Below are 14,494 nucleotides of genomic sequence, written 5' to 3'. Positions count from 1 at the left end.
GACAAATGCTTGGAAAGCCGCATCAATGGACAAGACAGAGTATTTTTCAAAGCTCGGCGGTTTGCCGCCGCAGACCCAGCTGCTTTCCGGCCGGGCGGTTTTCACCACGGCTTACGCGGTCATCCCGCGCGGCGTCATGAGCGATATCGTCACCAGCCTCCTGCCGCATTGGGAGGGAACGCGGGCATGGGTTCTCTCCCGTCCGCTTTCCGGCTTCTCCGAAACCTTCTCGCAATATGTCATGGAAGTTCAGCCGGGCGGCGGAAGCGATCGGCCGGAACCCGATAAGCGGGCCGAAGCGGTGCTGTTTGTCGTCGAAGGCGGCATGACGGTCGAGCTCGAAGGCATCAGCCATGCGCTGCGCGCCGGCTCCTTTGTTTACATTCCGGCGGGTTCGGCCTGGCGCCTCAGAAACGATGGTTCGGCTCCTGCCATCTTCCACTGGGTCCGAAAGGCGTTTCAGGAAGTCGAGGGACTGGAGCCGCCGCCGGCGATCGTCACGCATGAGGACGACCATCCGATCCGCGCCATGCCCGACACCGACGGCCGCTGGGGCACGACCCGCTTCATCGATCCGGCCGATGTGCGCTATGACATGCACGTCAATATCGTGACGCTGGAGCCGGGTGCGGTGATCCCTTTCATGGAAACCCATGTCATGGAGCATGGTCTCTATGTGCTGGAGGGCAAGGCGGTCTATCGCCTGAACCAGGATTGGGTCGAGGTCGAGGCCGGCGACTTCATGTGGCTGCGCGCCTTCTGCCCGCAGGCCTGCTACGCCGGCGGCCCCGGCCGCTTCCGCTACCTGCTCTACAAGGATGTCAACCGGCACATGAAGCTCTGGTAGCGTCGGTGCGGTTCGCGCAGAGAAGCAGCTTAACAAGTGTCTGTTCAGGCGCCGGTAGGCGACTTGACCATAACGGCTGAACGAATCCCCTGTATCCGTTTGCGATTTATTTCGAACTCCGCGGATGATTTCGAGGGCAGTGGTGTTTTTCCAAAGTGCCGGCTGAGTTCGATCGAAAGGGCGGCGGGTGAGGTCATTCCATCGCGATAAAGCTTGAACAGCAGTCTGACGGCGATGTTGTAATATTTCGGATTTGCGAGGCTACTTGTGGCATCGTATCCTGCGTCGTCGAGGACACCTTGCAGCACAGCCAAGTCAGACGTCCGCACAGAAATATTGGGTTTGGAAGACATGCTGTCCTCCTTCAATTTGGGGCGAAGGCAACAATCGACCTCCACGCAGTAGCGCCCGGAGAAACAGCTACTGAAGACCCATCGTGCGCCTAATCAACGTGGCTGGCAAACTAAATATTCGGGAATGAGCAGGAGGCGGTCAGGCTTGTGCGTTCGAATGTGACAACCGCGCTCTCGACTGCGTCCTGGCGAACAAGATTGATGCGGGCTCTCACGCTCCAGGCGTGTCTGTTCAATCTCTCTTGATCGCAGAGGGGTCCACGGCACGCGTTGCACCTCCTTCGTTTTCCCAAGATGCCAAAGCCTTAGGATCGGCGCCTAGCTTCCGCCGTCTCGAAGAGGGGTAGGCGGGCGCTGCGATCGTCGCCTCCTTGATGCGCCGTATCATCATCACTTCTTCGTGATGGTTGCCACTTTCCGAAGCAACGAGATCTGAGGTCGCGTAGTCCGCCCGCTTCAGGATGGATCGCAGCCGCCAATGCTCGCCGGATCTCGCAGCAGTTCCCGCTGTGATGATTACTACCATAACCATCCTCTCAAAATGAATCCAATGATGACGGCGAAGCTCACCACGACGGAAGCCCTGAATAGGAAGTCGCCGTAAGCCGCGATATGGGAAGAGCGCTTGATGGTGGAAGACATCTTGTCCTCCTTAGATTGGGGCGAAGGGCGCCACCCCTTGATCGGCAGCGCCCGTTTCATTGGCTGCCGATATGTGAACATGCGCCTTGATTGCGCTTTATCCAAGGCAACGGGACGAAATGCTATGCGCGGTGCCCACATAATTCCGTCTCCGAGCCAGTCGGTCGCCGGGGAGAGGCGTGGGCTCTTTCTTACGTTCAGCGACAACCGCCTGGCGGCCGCGACAGTACCGGGCGGCCCGAAATCAATCCCACAATCGCCGTCTGTGTGATATAGTCTCTCATGACCTATTCTCCGAAGGACCTGGAACTTGCGCGCCGGCAAGTGATTGTCGACCGGCAGATGATTTGCGCGCAGCAGAGCCTGATCGAGGGAATGCTGACGCGAGGCGAGCCCGCCGGGCTGGCGCACGAAAGGCTGGTCACGCTGACAGAGGATTTGCGCAACCATTGCTTCCATCAGGATCTGATTGAGGCATCGATCCGGTTGGACCGCTGAGCCAGCCGGCGCACGCGGGGAGCGTTGATCTCTCGGCAGTGACGAATGCGACGCAGGCGCCGTCTCGATGAACACCATAGCCTTCTACGCGGGCGGCCCGGCCCGTCTTGCTATCTGCTCTGCACAGACGTTTAACGCAGCTTCGCGTACCAGGCCGACGTGCCCGACAGCCCGTTTCCCCCACCTGTCCGGTTGCTTGACAGCTCTCGCGATTGCCCGCATCGTCCTTCGATGCGGGATATGGAATCATGGCTGTCGGAGAAGAAAGAAATCAGCCGGAGAAACGCTGCTGAAGCGGTCTTCGAAGACATTCGCACGGCCATTGTCGAGCGGAAACTTGCTCTCGGGATCCGTCTTCCCTCTGAGGTGCAACTCGCCCAACGTTACGGCATCAGCCGGGCTATCGTGCGTGAAGCGCTCCGCTCGCTGCAGACGCTGGGGTTCACGCAGACCAGGACTGGCCGGGGCACTTTCGTCGTTTCGGAGAGCCCCGCGCGACAACTCGGCGGGGGGGCATATTCCGCCCGCGATCTGATGGAAGCGCGCCCATGCATCGAGATACCGGCTGCCGGTTGGGCGGCATTGCGTCGCTCGAACGAACAGCTGGCCTCGCTGGCATCCTTGTGTGATCGCATGGATGATGAGGAAGATGTTCAGAAATGGGTGGCGATGGACGCGGAATTTCACGGAGAAATCGCAGAGGCCTCGGGCAATGCGATCTTCAGAAAAGTCGTCGGCGATGTTCGCGGCGCTCTTTCGACGCAATCGGAACTGGTGGAGCACGTTCGCGGACGGCGCAAGGCCTCCAACGCCGAGCATCGCCGAATTTTGAAGGCCATCGTCGCAGGCAGCCAGCGGGATGCGCGCGCCGCCATGGCGGAGCACCTGCTCGAGGTCAAGCGCTCCATCATCGGCATTGCCGGTGAAGAGAGCGCGCCGCCGACGATATGATTTCCAATTTCGCGCCCGAATATCCGGGTCGCTGCCGATCGAATGCAAAGCGATGAACGATCTAGAAAGCTGGCTTTCCGACTCCGCGATCCTCAGTCGAAAAAGCGCCTCGGAACTGGTGTTCGAGGAGTTGCGCAATCTCATTCTGTCCGGCCGCTTTGCCGCCGGTTCCAAGCTGCCGTCGGAAGCCAAACTTGCGGCAAAATACGGTGTCAGCCGTCCGATCGTGCGGGAAGCTCTGCGCTCGCTGCAGATTTTGGGGCTGACGGAGACGCGGACGGGGAGCGGGACCTATGTGCTCGCCGCAGGCGACGGAGATATCCGCTACGGCAATTATTCGGCGCGTGATCTGATGGAGGCGCGCCCCTTCGTCGAGGTCTCCGCTGCCGGCTGGGCGGCACTGCGCCGGAGCGATGATGAGCTGTCCCGGCTGCTGGCGCTTTGCGACCGGATGGAGGGGGAAGAAGATACCGAGGCCTGGGTGCGGCTGGATTCGGATTTTCACGGGCTGATCGCCGAGGCGTCGAAGAATGCCGTCTTCCGAGACATCGTCGATGACGTCCGCGAGGCGATGGCGCAGCAATCCGGGCTGCTCACCGCCTTGGGGCCGAGGCGCGAGGAATCGAATGAAGAGCATCGCGCCATCGTCGAAGCCATCCGCAAAGGGGCGGAGGCCGAGGCCCAGGCGGCTATGGAAATTCATCTGAAGAAGGTCGAGGCGGCGGTCAGCCGCATCATCGGCTCGATGTAATCCAGCCGCCAAAGACTGCCTTTCCACAGGGCGCCAGTTACGCATACACAAAATAGCAGAGTGAAAATCCTTGACTGCAGGGTCGTTTTCCATTAATCGCCAATCCTGTCAGACCGCATAGCAGATTAACATGTTTTAGGGCATCTGCGCGGAGGGGCGGCCGGGAGGTTGCCGAACCCATGGATAGGGAGGAGAAATGACTGTGATGGAATCCAACAGAAGCGAGGCCGAAGGTCAGGTTTTTGCCGAGGAGGACCTCGGTTACAAAAAGGCGCTGAAGCCGCGGCAGATCCAGATGATCGCCATTGGCGGCGCCATCGGCACGGGGCTGTTTCTCGGCGCCGGCGGCCGGCTTGCCGCTGCCGGTCCGGCACTTGTGTTGGTCTATGCCTTGTGCGGCTTTTTCGCTTTCCTCGTTCTGAGAGCCCTCGGCGAACTGATCGTCCATCGCCCGACCTCGGGCTCGTTCGTCTCCTATGCCCGGGAATTTTACGGCGAAAAGCTCGCCTTCGCAGTCGGCTGGATGTATTGGCTGACCTGGGCGATGACGGCGGTCGCCGACGTCACCGCGGTCGCCCTCTACATGAATTTCTTCAAGGCTTATGTCCCGTGGATCGCCATGATCGACCAGTGGGTGTTCGCCTTCGCGGCGCTGGTCCTCGTCCTCTCGATGAACCTCCTGTCGGTGAAGGTCTTCGGCGAACTGGAATTCTGGTTCAGCCTCGTCAAGGTTCTCGCCCTCCTCATCTTCCTGGTCGTCGGCGTCTACTTTGTCGTCACCGGCACGCCAATCGACGGCCATGTTCCGGGCGTGAACACGATCACCGATTTCGGCGGGATGTTCCCGAACAGCGTCCTGCCGGCCCTGGTGGTGATACAGGGCGTGGTTTTCGCCTATGCCTCGATCGAGCTGATCGGCACCGCCGCCGGTGAAACCGAAAATGCGCGCAAGGTCATGCCCCGCGCGATCCGCACGGTCGTCCTGCGCCTGGTCGTCTTCTATGTCGGCTCGGTCCTGCTGCTGTCGCTGCTGCTGCCCTACACCGCCTATAAGGGCGGCGAGAGCCCGTTCGTCACCTTCTTCGGTAAGATCGGCATCCAGGGCGCCGATGTCGTCATGAACCTCGTCGTGCTGACCGCCGTCCTATCGTCGCTCAACGCGGGCCTCTATTCGACGGGCCGCATCCTGCATTCCATGGCCGTTTCCGGCTCGGCGCCGGCGGCGCTGGCGAAGATGAACCGGTCGGGCGTGCCATATGGCGGCATTGCGGTGACGGCTGTCGTGACCGCGTTCGGCGTCGTGCTGAACGCCGTCGTTCCGGCGGAAGCCTTCGAGATCGGCCTGAATGTCGCCGCCCTCGGCATCATCGCGGCATGGGGCGTTATCGTCCTGTGCCAGCTCAAGCTGTGGCAGCTGTCGCGGCAGGGCAAGCTGGCGCGACCTGAATTCCGGATGTTCGGCGCGCCTTATACCGGTCTGCTGACGTTGGGCTTCCTTGCCGTCGTCGTGATCCTGATGGCTCTCGATTATCCGGTCGGCACCTATACGGTCGCCTCCCTGCTGCTGATCATTCCGGCGCTGGTGGTCGGCTGGCTACTGATGCGTGAGCGCATCCACATGATAGCCGCCGAACAGGGCGATGAGCGCGGCGGTTTCGATCTGGCCTGACACTGCCCGGTAACCCGAGCTTGCTCCGGCGGCTTATGCCGCCGGAGCGCGGCATGAATGGAGAGAGAAATGACCCCGAGTGAGGATTTCGTCGTCACCGATCGTGGCGGGATCGTCGAGAACAGCCATCGCGTCCACGCGGCCGTCGTCGATGCGAAGGGCAGGCTGCTCTACGCGCTGGGAAATCCGACGCGTATGACGCTCGCCCGGTCTGCGGCCAAGCCGGCGCAGGCGCTCGCCATACTGGAGACGGAGGGTGTCGCGGGTTACGGCTTCGATGATGCGGATATTGCGCTGATGTGCGCGTCTCACAGCAGCGAAGATCGGCATATCGCGCGAACGCGGGCCATGCTGTCGAAGATCAAGGCCGAGGAGGCTGATCTTCGCTGCAACGGTCATCCTTCCCTGTCCGAAATGGTGAACCGCTCCTGGATCAAGCAGGACTTTGTCCCGACTGCGGTTTGCAGCAATTGTTCGGGCAAGCACGTCGGCATGCTTGCTGGCGCCCGGGCGATCGGAGCCGGCACGGATGGCTACCACCTGCCGGATCATCCGATGCAATGGAGGGTCAAGCGCACCGTCGCCGAACTCTGCGATTTGGATATCGGGGACGTCGAATGGGGGATCGACGGATGCAATCTCCCGACCCCCGCTTTTCCCCTGGATCGCCTGGCCCGCATCTATGCCAAGCTTGCCTCGGCAGCAGATGCGAGCAATGCGGGTGAGGGGCAGTCGGCACGTGGCGCGGCGCTCGCCCACATCTTCCAGGCAATGGCCCGTCATCCTGCAATGGTCGCGGGCGAGGGGCGTTACTGCACGGTGCTGATGCGCGCATTCGACGGCGCCCTCATCGGCAAGCTCGGGGCCGATGCCAGCTATGCGATCGGCGTGCGGGCCTCGGACGCAACCCGGCGATTGGGAACGGACGGTGCGCTCGGCATCTCCGTCAAGATCGAGGACGGCAATCTTGAAATCCTTTACGCCGTCGTAACGGAGCTCCTCGAGCGGCTCGGTATCGGGTCGCCTGAGATCCGACGCCAGCTCGCGCTGTTCCAGCATCCCCAGCGCGTGAACACCATGGGTGTTACGACAGGCGGGGTGTCTTTTCCGTTCGAGCTGCGCGGATTGAAGCCGGACGGGGACGAGCCTCGTCCTGCCGCCGTGGCACCGTGACGCCTGCGGACGCGGTTATTCTGCCGCGTCTCCAGCCATTCTCTTCTTCAGCCTGCCGTCACAATACATCCGATAGCGCCCCACTCGAAAGTTCCTGCCATGACGACATCCGATATGACGACTATCCGCGTTGAGCACGACCTGATCGGCGACCGCGACGTGCCGGCTTCGGCCTATTACGGCGTGCATACGCTGCGCGCGGTCGAGAATTTTCCGATTACCGGTCAGACCCTGAAGGAATCGGCGGATCTGATCGCATCCCTGGCGGCGATCAAGCAGGCGGCGGCTCAGGCCAATGCTAGCCTCGGCCTTCTGGATCAGGAGCGGGCCGACGCGATCATCGCGGCTTGCATCGAGATCCGCGACGGGGCGCTGCACGACCATTTCGTCGTCGATCTGATCCAGGGCGGGGCGGGAACCTCGACCAACATGAACGCCAACGAGGTGATTGCCAACAGGGCGCTGGAAATCCTGGGCCATCGCCGCGGCGAGTACCAGCACCTGCATCCGAACGAGCACGTCAATCTCTCGCAATCCACCAACGACGTCTATCCGACGGCGCTGAAGCTTGCCGCATGGATCGGCGTTCATCGTCTCGTCGACGCCATGGCGATCCTGCGCCGGGCGTTCGAGGCCAAGGCGGTCGAGTTCGCCGACGTCCTCAAGATGGGCCGCACCCAGTTGCAGGACGCCGTGCCGATGACGCTCGGCCAGGAGTTCGGAACCTATGCGCTGATGCTGGCGGAGGACGAGGCGCGCCTCTTGGAAGCGGTGTCGTTGATCCGCGAGATCAATCTCGGCGCCACCGCAATCGGCACCGGCATCACCGCCCATCCTCGCTATGCGGCGCTGGTGCGCGAGCGCCTGTCCGAAATCGTCGGAGTCGATCTGGTGACCTCACCTGATCTGGTGGAGGCGACGCAGGATTGCGGCTCCTTCGTGCAGCTTTCGGGCGTTCTCAAGCGCGTGGCGGTCAAGCTCTCCAAAACCTGCAACGATCTGCGGCTGCTGTCGTCGGGGCCGCGCGCCGGCTTCAACGAGATCAATCTGCCGGCGCGCCAGGCCGGATCCTCGATCATGCCGGGCAAGGTCAATCCTGTTATCCCCGAGGTCGTCAACCAGGTCGCCTTCGAAGTGATCGGCAACGACGTGACGATCACCATGGCTGCCGAGGCCGGCCAGCTTCAGCTGAACGCCTTCGAGCCGGTGATCTTCTACAGCCTCTATCGGAGTCTCAGCCACCTGACCAATGCCTGCCTGACGCTCGAGGCGAATTGCATTCGAGGCATTACCGCCAACCGCGAAAGGCTGCGGCAGACAGTCGAACAATCGATCGGCATCGTCACGGCGCTCAACCCCTATATCGGCTACCGCAACGCCACCGAGGTTGCGCTCGAAGCGCATCATTCGGGACGGGGGGTCTACGAAATCCTCCTTGAACGCGGCCTGATGCAGAAGGAGCATCTCGATGCGGTGCTGCGCCCGGAAACACTGACCCGGCCGAGCGAGAAGCTTTCCTTCTCGTAAGGCATATGGCGCATTTTGCTTCCGGGCGGCACTCATTCGTGCGCGATCACGCCGCCTTTGCTTGCGGCTTGGCGGCCTTGACATGGGTTATGCTGCGGCGGCCGTCGATGCTGACGGGAACATCGCCGTCAACCGTGGCGCGGCGCACGACCCGGTGCTGGTCGCCATAGTCGTTGACGGCATAGTGTTGGGTGGCGCGATTATCCCAGATCGCGACATCTCCGGCCCGCCAGCGCCAGCGCACGGTATTTTCCGGGGCGGTGACGTAGGACTGGAACACCTCGCAGAGTTTTACGGAGTCGCTCTTCGACAGGCCGACAAGGCGCTGAACGAAGTTGCCGAGCAGCAGCGATCTTTCGCCGGTTTCCGGATGGACGCGCACGACCGGATGCTCGGTCTCGTAGATCGTTGAGGTGAAAACCTCCTCGAAATGCCTCTTCTCTTCGGCTGTGGCGCGAGGACGCACGGCCGCATAGTCATAGGCATTGCTGTGAATGGCCCACAGATTGTCCGCCAGTAATTTGAGCGGCGCCGGCAGGCTTTCATAGGCGGCATGGGTGTTCGACCAGATCGTGTCACCGCCGGTCGCCGGGATGACGACGCCGCGCAGGACTGAGAATTTCGGATAGGCATCGACGAAGGTGACGTCGGTGTGCCATTGGTCCGCTCTGCCGCCGCCGCGGCTGGAGTCGAGATTGAGGATCGAAGCCGTGCCGGAGACCGGTCCCTGGGTCGGATGCGGCACGAGATCACCAAGGCGGCGTGCGAAAGCTTCCTGTTCGGAATCGTCGAGATGTCCCTGATCGCGGAAGAAGATGACCTTGTGTTTCAGGAGAAGCTGGTTGATGGCTGCAACCGTTGCATCCGAAAGCTCTCCGCCAAGGCGGACACCTCTTATTTCGGCTCCGACGCGGCCGGTCAGCGGGACGACATCGGAATCGGGAATGATCTGATTGACGAGAACCGGATTACTCATGGAAATCTCCTGTTGATAGGTGAAGAAGTCGGCAGGTCATATGCGCCCAAGGACCATCCATTGGGCGTTCGCAATCTCAGCGCTGAAGTCGACAGGGCCATGGGACAGTATAATCTACAAAAACTGTAGACAATAATTTCTAATTTTGCCCGGCTTCGTGAAACAGTCGCTTCGATTCTTTGGCCTAGCGGGCAGGCTGGCGGTCGCGGTCGTTTCTCCATATCTTCCGCCGTAGCGGGGGATCGCCGCGCAACTTGCATGAGCCCATAGACCGGCGCCCGGAAAGGAACTTTCGATGGCAACAGTGAAACTTCTGTCGGATCAAGAGGCTGCGGCCATTCCAGCCGTGCAAGCCGTGTTTGATGATATCAGAGCGACACGCGAGACCGATTTCATCAACAACTTCTGGCGTGCTCTCGCAAACGATCCCGCAAATCTCAAGCGGGTATGGGAGACGCTCAAATCTGTCATGACGGTCGAAGGCGCCATCGATCCGTTGACGCGGGAGATGATCTACATCGCCGTGTCGACGGCCAATGCCTGCCAGTACTGCATTCAATCCCACACCGCAGCCGCCCGGGCGCGCGGCATGACCGATGCCCAACATGGCGAACTCCTGACGATCATCGGCCTTGCTGCGCAGACAAATCATCTCGCTCTCGCCATGCAGGTTCCCACAGATCCGGAATTCGAGGTGGGGTAGGAAACGACGCGCGTAACTTCGCGGCTACGGCATCGACATACACTGCCTTAGAGCGCCTTCAGCACGATGCGATTACTCCCCGCTGAAAGCGCTCACATGTGCCTTTGACAGAATAACAAGCTTGTCCGGTCTGACGTTGACATAGTTGCGTCGCGTGCCGCAGACGGCTCCTCCGTCAGCAAAAATCTCTAGGATGCCCTTGTCGTGGATGACTCTCAGATCCGTCGCATCGGCAATCACCGCGGCGTAACGAATCGATCCGTCGTCTTGCGGGAGCTGCACGGAGATACTTTGATCTTCCACCACGATGGAAAATGACAATTGTCCAGCTTCGGTCGCGGTCATCCTTGTTCCGTCGAGCATCCCGTTCAACCGGATATCGATCGACGCCTCGTCCAGAACATAACTGCCGGGCTCTGCGGAAGACAGAGGCGCATGAGTAAGGGCCTCCTCCACTTCGTCAGCGGGTCTCATACATATCCTGTTGCGCGCATCCAGCGATAGCTGGCGGGGTAAGGACAACTCGCCGGAATACGGCGATCCGGCAGGCTTGCGGAACTCCCAATTGAAGAGCCACGCAAAGGCAATCTGCCTGCCACCTGTCGCGAAGCTCTGCATCGCATAAAAGTCGCTGCCGAAATCGAGGAGTTGCAGGGCATCGGAGTGCGGAATGAAACGATCATCGACGAAATCTCCGACAAGCCCATAGAGCAGGTTGTGTCGCCCGCTGTCAGGATCAAGGTGTCCCACAAATCCCATGATCAGCACCCATTTGCCGTCGATGGGAAAAAAGTCGGGGCATTCGACTGCTCTGGCGCCCTGCTCGCGGAAGAAGGGTGGGGCGCGGTACAGCGGTCCCAGGTATTTCCACTCGAGCAGATCCTCCGAAGCATAGAGCAAGACTGCCGGGTCGCCGTGAATAGAAGCGCCGAGCACCATGCGATAAGCCCCGGAGGCTTCATCCCACCACACCTTTGGATCGCGGAAATCGTGCTCAACTCCTTGGGGGCGCTGCTCAAGCACGGTCAAGATGCTTTCCGCCTTGATCATCCGCCGGTCCGGCCGGGCAATCTTCTGTATTTCTCGGTAGCCTTTGAAAAGGTCATAGGCAGGCAGGCGTTCCGTATAGAAGAACATCAGGCTGCCATCCCTGTCCTGAAATGCATTGCCGGAGAATGCGCCTCCGGTTGCACCGAGACGCCAGAGGTTCTGCTCCGGATGGAGAAAAACCGGCATGTGTGTCCAGGTGATCAGGTCAGGGCTGGTAGCATGGCCCCAGTGCATTGGCCCCCAGTCGCCGCCGCATGGATGGAATTGATAAAACAGGTGCCAGCAATCGCCGATCCTGCAGAGACCCACGGGATCGTTCATCCAGTTGCGACAAGGAGAAAAATGAATCCTAGGCCGCTGAGGATCGCTTCGCTGCCATGTGTCAATTTCCTTTCCTGCGCGAATTAGAATTTCATCCGTGCTGAATTCCCATAGCTTTATGCCGGCCTCCGCAACAATTGCCGGATCGTAGGAGTAAGCCCAAAGGAATGCTTCCGACCGATCCCATTCAACGACGACGCTGCCGGCTTCGCGGTGGTGGTAGGAATAGTACGATGGATGAGCTTCGAAAGCGGGCACATGCCAGAGGGTCTCGTCATGTTGTGAAATGGTGACGGCCCCAGGGCCAGCCGCCCAGAATTCCAAACGCTCGCCCGAAGCAAAAGAGACAGTCGCTTTAGCCATTTGGAGACGCAATCTGTGAAGAACGGCCGGTCCGAAGACTGGCCCAAGTTATTCTCGGGAAGAGGACCTGCGGTCCCACGACCGGCGGGAGGGGCCTGGCGGCTGCGGGTTCTATTGCCCAGGAACCGGAGTGCCTCTGAATGCATTTACCGTTCTGTCCATCACAACTTGTTCGTCATTCCCGGAGTCCAAGACTGTATTTCGTACGGATTCCTTCTGCACCAGCACTGTCGTTACGCCTAGCGATGTCGAATTCCCGGTTGAAAGCAACGCGCTCACCTGTGTTGAAAAGCAGGCGCTGTTTGGCGCATCGCTCTTGTCCTTTTGAGATATTTCGGTTGCCGCCACAATGTGGTTGCTGGATATGTAGTTGCCGATACCGGAAACTACATTAATTATGACGGGCTTTACTGCGGGAGGCCGAATATATCGGGTGTCTATTATCTCCGATATATGGTTCGCGATCAGCGAATTGTTGCTGCCGTCAATTTGCAAAAGTCCGAACAGATCATCCAGGCCATTGTCGTACTTCTGCATCGGCGTCCATGGCTCGCGATCTCGCAGAAAGTGATTTGAGGAGACCAGATTCTCGCAGCAGTTGGCTGCAAAAACCAACATCCCTGGATAAAAGGAATGGAACCTGTTTCCTGTGACGGAGGAACGCACCACTCCGGAGAAATGGATACTGCTCGCTCCTCGGGGAAATACGTTGTTTGAGGATACAAGAATGCCGGCGTAATTCTCGGCGTAAATTGAGTGTCCCCTATATCCGGCGCCGACAAAATTATTTGCTATTCTTGAAGCCTGCCCCATACCCTTCAGTTCAATACAGTTGCCGCACTCTGCGATGAAATTGTTGTCTATCGCGAGCGCATCTGCATCATGAACAGTAACTCCATGCTCCAGGTAGATAAGGCCCATCCCGGTTATTCGGAATGAGTCATTGGCGCTGCCTACATAGATTCCCGTTTTGCCGTTCCTGTATGTGTTTTCTGCGTCGTCTTGCCCCGAACCATCATCGATGAAGTGCAAGCCATCGATGCAAAAGTCAGCAAACTCCACAGAGCTTATCCGAGGATTTCCGCTGCGCTTGACATAAAACGCGGCACCGGCAGCCTCACCGTCTGCGGCCTCTGGAGACGTGTCCACAAGGATTCGACTTCCGCCCGGCCACACCTCGTGCCAGTGGGCCAACTCGCCTGCGGGTGTGTTGAAGCGGATACTCGACGACGTAAAACCATGCCCAGAGCCAACGATTTTCAGATAGCTCACGTCTATAACGACTTGAGTGACAAGACGATAATTGCCCGGCGGTATATAGATAACCGATCCAGGTTTTCCGCCGTCATTGGCATCGGCCACCGCTTGCCTGTTCTTAATATCCGCAATGATGTTGTTGATGACGGCGCCAATATCCTCACGAGGGTTGCCTGGTGGATACTTGGTGACGTCGTAACAATTTTCGCTGAGCATTGTCATGTCTCCTCGGACAGCGAGGGTTAATCTTGTTTCTTTTGGCTGGGCCATCACCAGATGCTGGTGCGGGTGCCCGGGTCAAAGAAGTGAAGTTCTTCGGCATCGACAGCGATGCGCGCGATGTCACCTGCTCGCACTGTGCTCTTTGGGGAAAAACGGGCGACCGCAGCTTTTTCGTCGCCAATGTCGGCGATGGCGTCCGGGTCGCCAGCATCCACCCAAGGTGCATCGATATTCAGATGCACCATGGATTCAGAACCCAGCGCCTCAACAAGAGTGACCGGGGCCGAGATCTCGGCCGAAGAAGGCCGGATTGCCGCGTCGTTCATGTGCTCCGGCCGGATGCCGAGGAGGATTTGACGGTGAGACGCACCGTTGAGCGAGGGACGGCATTCAAAAACCCGGTCGGGAATTTCGAAACTGTTGCTGCCCAGGGTCACCGTCCTTCCATTCAGAACGGCCTCGTACAAGTTCATCGATGGCGATCCGATAAAGGCAGCAACAAAGACGTTGTCAGGGCGACTGTACAGGTTTTGCGGTGTGTCGACTTGCTGCAGCACACCGCCTTTCATGACAGCGACACGGTCACCCATCGTCATTGCCTCGACCTGATCGTGAGTGACGTAGATCGTGGTGACGTTGAGTTTTCTCTGGAGGCTGGCAATCTCGGCGCGCATCTGCACACGCAGTTTTGCATCGAGATTGGACAGCGGTTCATCCATCAGGAAGGCCGACGGCTGGCGGACGATCGCCCGACCCATGGCGACGCGCTGACGCTGGCCGCCCGAGAGCAGCGCCGGCTTGCGGTCGAGCAGGGCCGTCAGTTCGAGGATGCGCGCGGCCTCGTCCACGCGGCGGGCAATGTCGGATTTCGGCAACCCCGCCATCAGCAAGGGAAAGGCGATGTTTTCGCGCACGGTCTTGTGTGGGTACAGCGCGTAGGATTGAAAGACCATGGCGATGTCGCGATCCTTGGGATCGACATGGTTGACGACCCTGTCCCCGATCCTCAGTTCGCCGCTCGAAATGCTCTCAAGGCCGGCGATCATCCGAAGCGCCGTCGATTTCCCACAACCTGATGGACCGACAAACACCATGAACTCACCATCCCTGATGTTGAAACTCAGGTCATGCAGCGCATGAAAGCTGTTGCCGTAGATCTTGTTGACGTTGCGTAGTTCTATACCGGCCATA

General features: G+C 59.5%; 14 protein-coding genes. 8 read left to right on the top strand and 6 right to left on the bottom strand.

Annotated features, from left to right (window positions below; translation table 11 throughout):
- Positions 1–25 precede the first annotated feature (25 nt).
- Entirely contained in the window at positions 26–847 is an 822-nt protein-coding gene (locus tag B5E41_RS07570; RefSeq protein WP_088392369.1) for a bifunctional allantoicase/(S)-ureidoglycine aminohydrolase, read from the top strand.
- A 44-nt stretch (positions 848–891) separates the two neighbouring features.
- On the opposite strand, the gene B5E41_RS07565 is transcribed toward B5E41_RS07570, so the two are convergent.
- Entirely contained in the window at positions 892–1,200 is a 309-nt protein-coding gene (locus B5E41_RS07565) for a hypothetical protein (protein ID WP_088392367.1), read from the bottom strand.
- A gap of 519 nt (positions 1,201–1,719) precedes the next feature.
- The gene (locus B5E41_RS32555) at positions 1,720–1,842 is read right to left on the bottom strand and encodes a hypothetical protein (RefSeq protein ID WP_280950611.1); all 123 of its coding nucleotides are present in this window, start codon (positions 1,840–1,842) and stop codon (positions 1,720–1,722) included.
- A gap of 282 nt (positions 1,843–2,124) precedes the next feature.
- Between B5E41_RS32555 and B5E41_RS07550 the strand changes: the two genes are divergently transcribed.
- The 6 genes from B5E41_RS07550 (at position 2,125) to aspA (ending at position 8,411) form a co-directional block, all read left to right on the top strand.
- Positions 2,125–2,340 (top strand): hypothetical protein, encoded by a 216-nt coding sequence (locus tag B5E41_RS07550; protein ID WP_088392361.1) that lies wholly within the window; start codon positions 2,125–2,127, stop codon positions 2,338–2,340.
- A 231-nt stretch (positions 2,341–2,571) separates the two neighbouring features.
- On the top strand, positions 2,572–3,291 hold the full coding sequence (locus B5E41_RS07545; RefSeq protein WP_088392359.1) for a FadR/GntR family transcriptional regulator: 720 nt from the start codon (positions 2,572–2,574) through the stop codon (positions 3,289–3,291).
- 52 nt (positions 3,292–3,343) lie between these two features.
- On the top strand, positions 3,344–4,042 hold the full coding sequence (locus B5E41_RS07540) for a FadR/GntR family transcriptional regulator (RefSeq protein ID WP_088392357.1): 699 nt from the start codon (positions 3,344–3,346) through the stop codon (positions 4,040–4,042).
- A gap of 196 nt (positions 4,043–4,238) precedes the next feature.
- Positions 4,239–5,711, top strand: a complete 1,473-nt coding sequence (locus B5E41_RS07535; RefSeq protein WP_176439349.1) for an amino acid permease — start codon at positions 4,239–4,241, stop codon at positions 5,709–5,711.
- Positions 5,712–5,780: 69 nt separating this feature from the next.
- Positions 5,781–6,884 carry an asparaginase gene (locus B5E41_RS07530; protein WP_088392353.1) on the top strand — a complete coding sequence of 368 codons (1,104 nt, stop codon included), beginning with the start codon at positions 5,781–5,783 and terminating at the stop codon, positions 6,882–6,884.
- Between the two features lie 99 nt (positions 6,885–6,983).
- A complete protein-coding gene (gene aspA, locus B5E41_RS07525; protein WP_088392351.1) occupies positions 6,984–8,411 on the top strand; it encodes an aspartate ammonia-lyase in 1,428 nt (475 codons plus the stop codon).
- A gap of 46 nt (positions 8,412–8,457) precedes the next feature.
- Here the strand turns inward: aspA and B5E41_RS07520 are convergent, their stop codons facing one another.
- A complete protein-coding gene (locus B5E41_RS07520) occupies positions 8,458–9,387 on the bottom strand; it encodes a TauD/TfdA dioxygenase family protein (protein WP_088392349.1) in 930 nt (309 codons plus the stop codon).
- Between the two features lie 295 nt (positions 9,388–9,682).
- On the opposite strand from B5E41_RS07520, the gene B5E41_RS07515 reads away from it, so the two are divergent.
- Positions 9,683–10,090, top strand: coding sequence for a carboxymuconolactone decarboxylase family protein (locus B5E41_RS07515; RefSeq protein WP_088392347.1), 408 nt, complete (start codon positions 9,683–9,685; stop codon positions 10,088–10,090).
- A 72-nt stretch (positions 10,091–10,162) separates the two neighbouring features.
- On the opposite strand, the gene B5E41_RS07510 is transcribed toward B5E41_RS07515, so the two are convergent.
- From B5E41_RS07510 to B5E41_RS07500, 3 genes are all read right to left on the bottom strand, one after another.
- Positions 10,163–11,824, bottom strand: coding sequence for a glycoside hydrolase family protein (locus B5E41_RS07510; protein ID WP_088392345.1), 1,662 nt, complete (start codon positions 11,822–11,824; stop codon positions 10,163–10,165).
- A 111-nt stretch (positions 11,825–11,935) separates the two neighbouring features.
- Positions 11,936–13,297 carry a NosD domain-containing protein gene (locus B5E41_RS07505; protein ID WP_088392343.1) on the bottom strand — a complete coding sequence of 454 codons (1,362 nt, stop codon included), beginning with the start codon at positions 13,295–13,297 and terminating at the stop codon, positions 11,936–11,938.
- A gap of 53 nt (positions 13,298–13,350) precedes the next feature.
- Positions 13,351–14,493 carry an ABC transporter ATP-binding protein gene (locus B5E41_RS07500; RefSeq protein ID WP_088392341.1) on the bottom strand — a complete coding sequence of 381 codons (1,143 nt, stop codon included), beginning with the start codon at positions 14,491–14,493 and terminating at the stop codon, positions 13,351–13,353.
- Position 14,494 lies beyond the last annotated feature (1 nt).

Source organism: Rhizobium esperanzae, from assembly GCF_002204185.1.
Classification (GTDB): domain Bacteria; phylum Pseudomonadota; class Alphaproteobacteria; order Rhizobiales; family Rhizobiaceae; genus Rhizobium; species Rhizobium esperanzae.
Note: the sequence above shows the minus strand (reverse complement) of the source record. Positions and strands in the feature narration are given on the sequence as shown.

Excerpts from the sequence above, each read along its gene's own strand:
- B5E41_RS07570 (WP_088392369.1), top strand. The coding sequence starts at position 26 with ATGGACAAGACAGAGTATTTTTCAAAGCTCGGCGGTTTGCCGCCGCAG.
- B5E41_RS07565 (WP_088392367.1), bottom strand. The coding sequence starts at position 1,200 with ATGTCTTCCAAACCCAATATTTCTGTGCGGACGTCTGACTTGGCTGTG.
- B5E41_RS32555 (WP_280950611.1), bottom strand. The coding sequence starts at position 1,842 with ATGTCTTCCACCATCAAGCGCTCTTCCCATATCGCGGCTTACGGCGAC.
- B5E41_RS07550 (WP_088392361.1), top strand. The coding sequence starts at position 2,125 with ATGACCTATTCTCCGAAGGACCTGGAACTTGCGCGCCGGCAAGTGATT.
- B5E41_RS07545 (WP_088392359.1), top strand. The coding sequence starts at position 2,572 with ATGCGGGATATGGAATCATGGCTGTCGGAGAAGAAAGAAATCAGCCGG.
- B5E41_RS07540 (WP_088392357.1), top strand. The coding sequence starts at position 3,344 with ATGAACGATCTAGAAAGCTGGCTTTCCGACTCCGCGATCCTCAGTCGA.
- B5E41_RS07535 (WP_176439349.1), top strand. The coding sequence starts at position 4,239 with ATGACTGTGATGGAATCCAACAGAAGCGAGGCCGAAGGTCAGGTTTTT.
- B5E41_RS07530 (WP_088392353.1), top strand. The coding sequence starts at position 5,781 with ATGACCCCGAGTGAGGATTTCGTCGTCACCGATCGTGGCGGGATCGTC.
- aspA (WP_088392351.1), top strand. The coding sequence starts at position 6,984 with ATGACGACATCCGATATGACGACTATCCGCGTTGAGCACGACCTGATC.
- B5E41_RS07520 (WP_088392349.1), bottom strand. The coding sequence starts at position 9,387 with ATGAGTAATCCGGTTCTCGTCAATCAGATCATTCCCGATTCCGATGTC.
- B5E41_RS07515 (WP_088392347.1), top strand. The coding sequence starts at position 9,683 with ATGGCAACAGTGAAACTTCTGTCGGATCAAGAGGCTGCGGCCATTCCA.
- B5E41_RS07510 (WP_088392345.1), bottom strand. The coding sequence starts at position 11,824 with ATGGCTAAAGCGACTGTCTCTTTTGCTTCGGGCGAGCGTTTGGAATTC.
- B5E41_RS07505 (WP_088392343.1), bottom strand. The coding sequence starts at position 13,297 with ATGCTCAGCGAAAATTGTTACGACGTCACCAAGTATCCACCAGGCAAC.
- B5E41_RS07500 (WP_088392341.1), bottom strand. The coding sequence starts at position 14,493 with ATGGCCGGTATAGAACTACGCAACGTCAACAAGATCTACGGCAACAGC.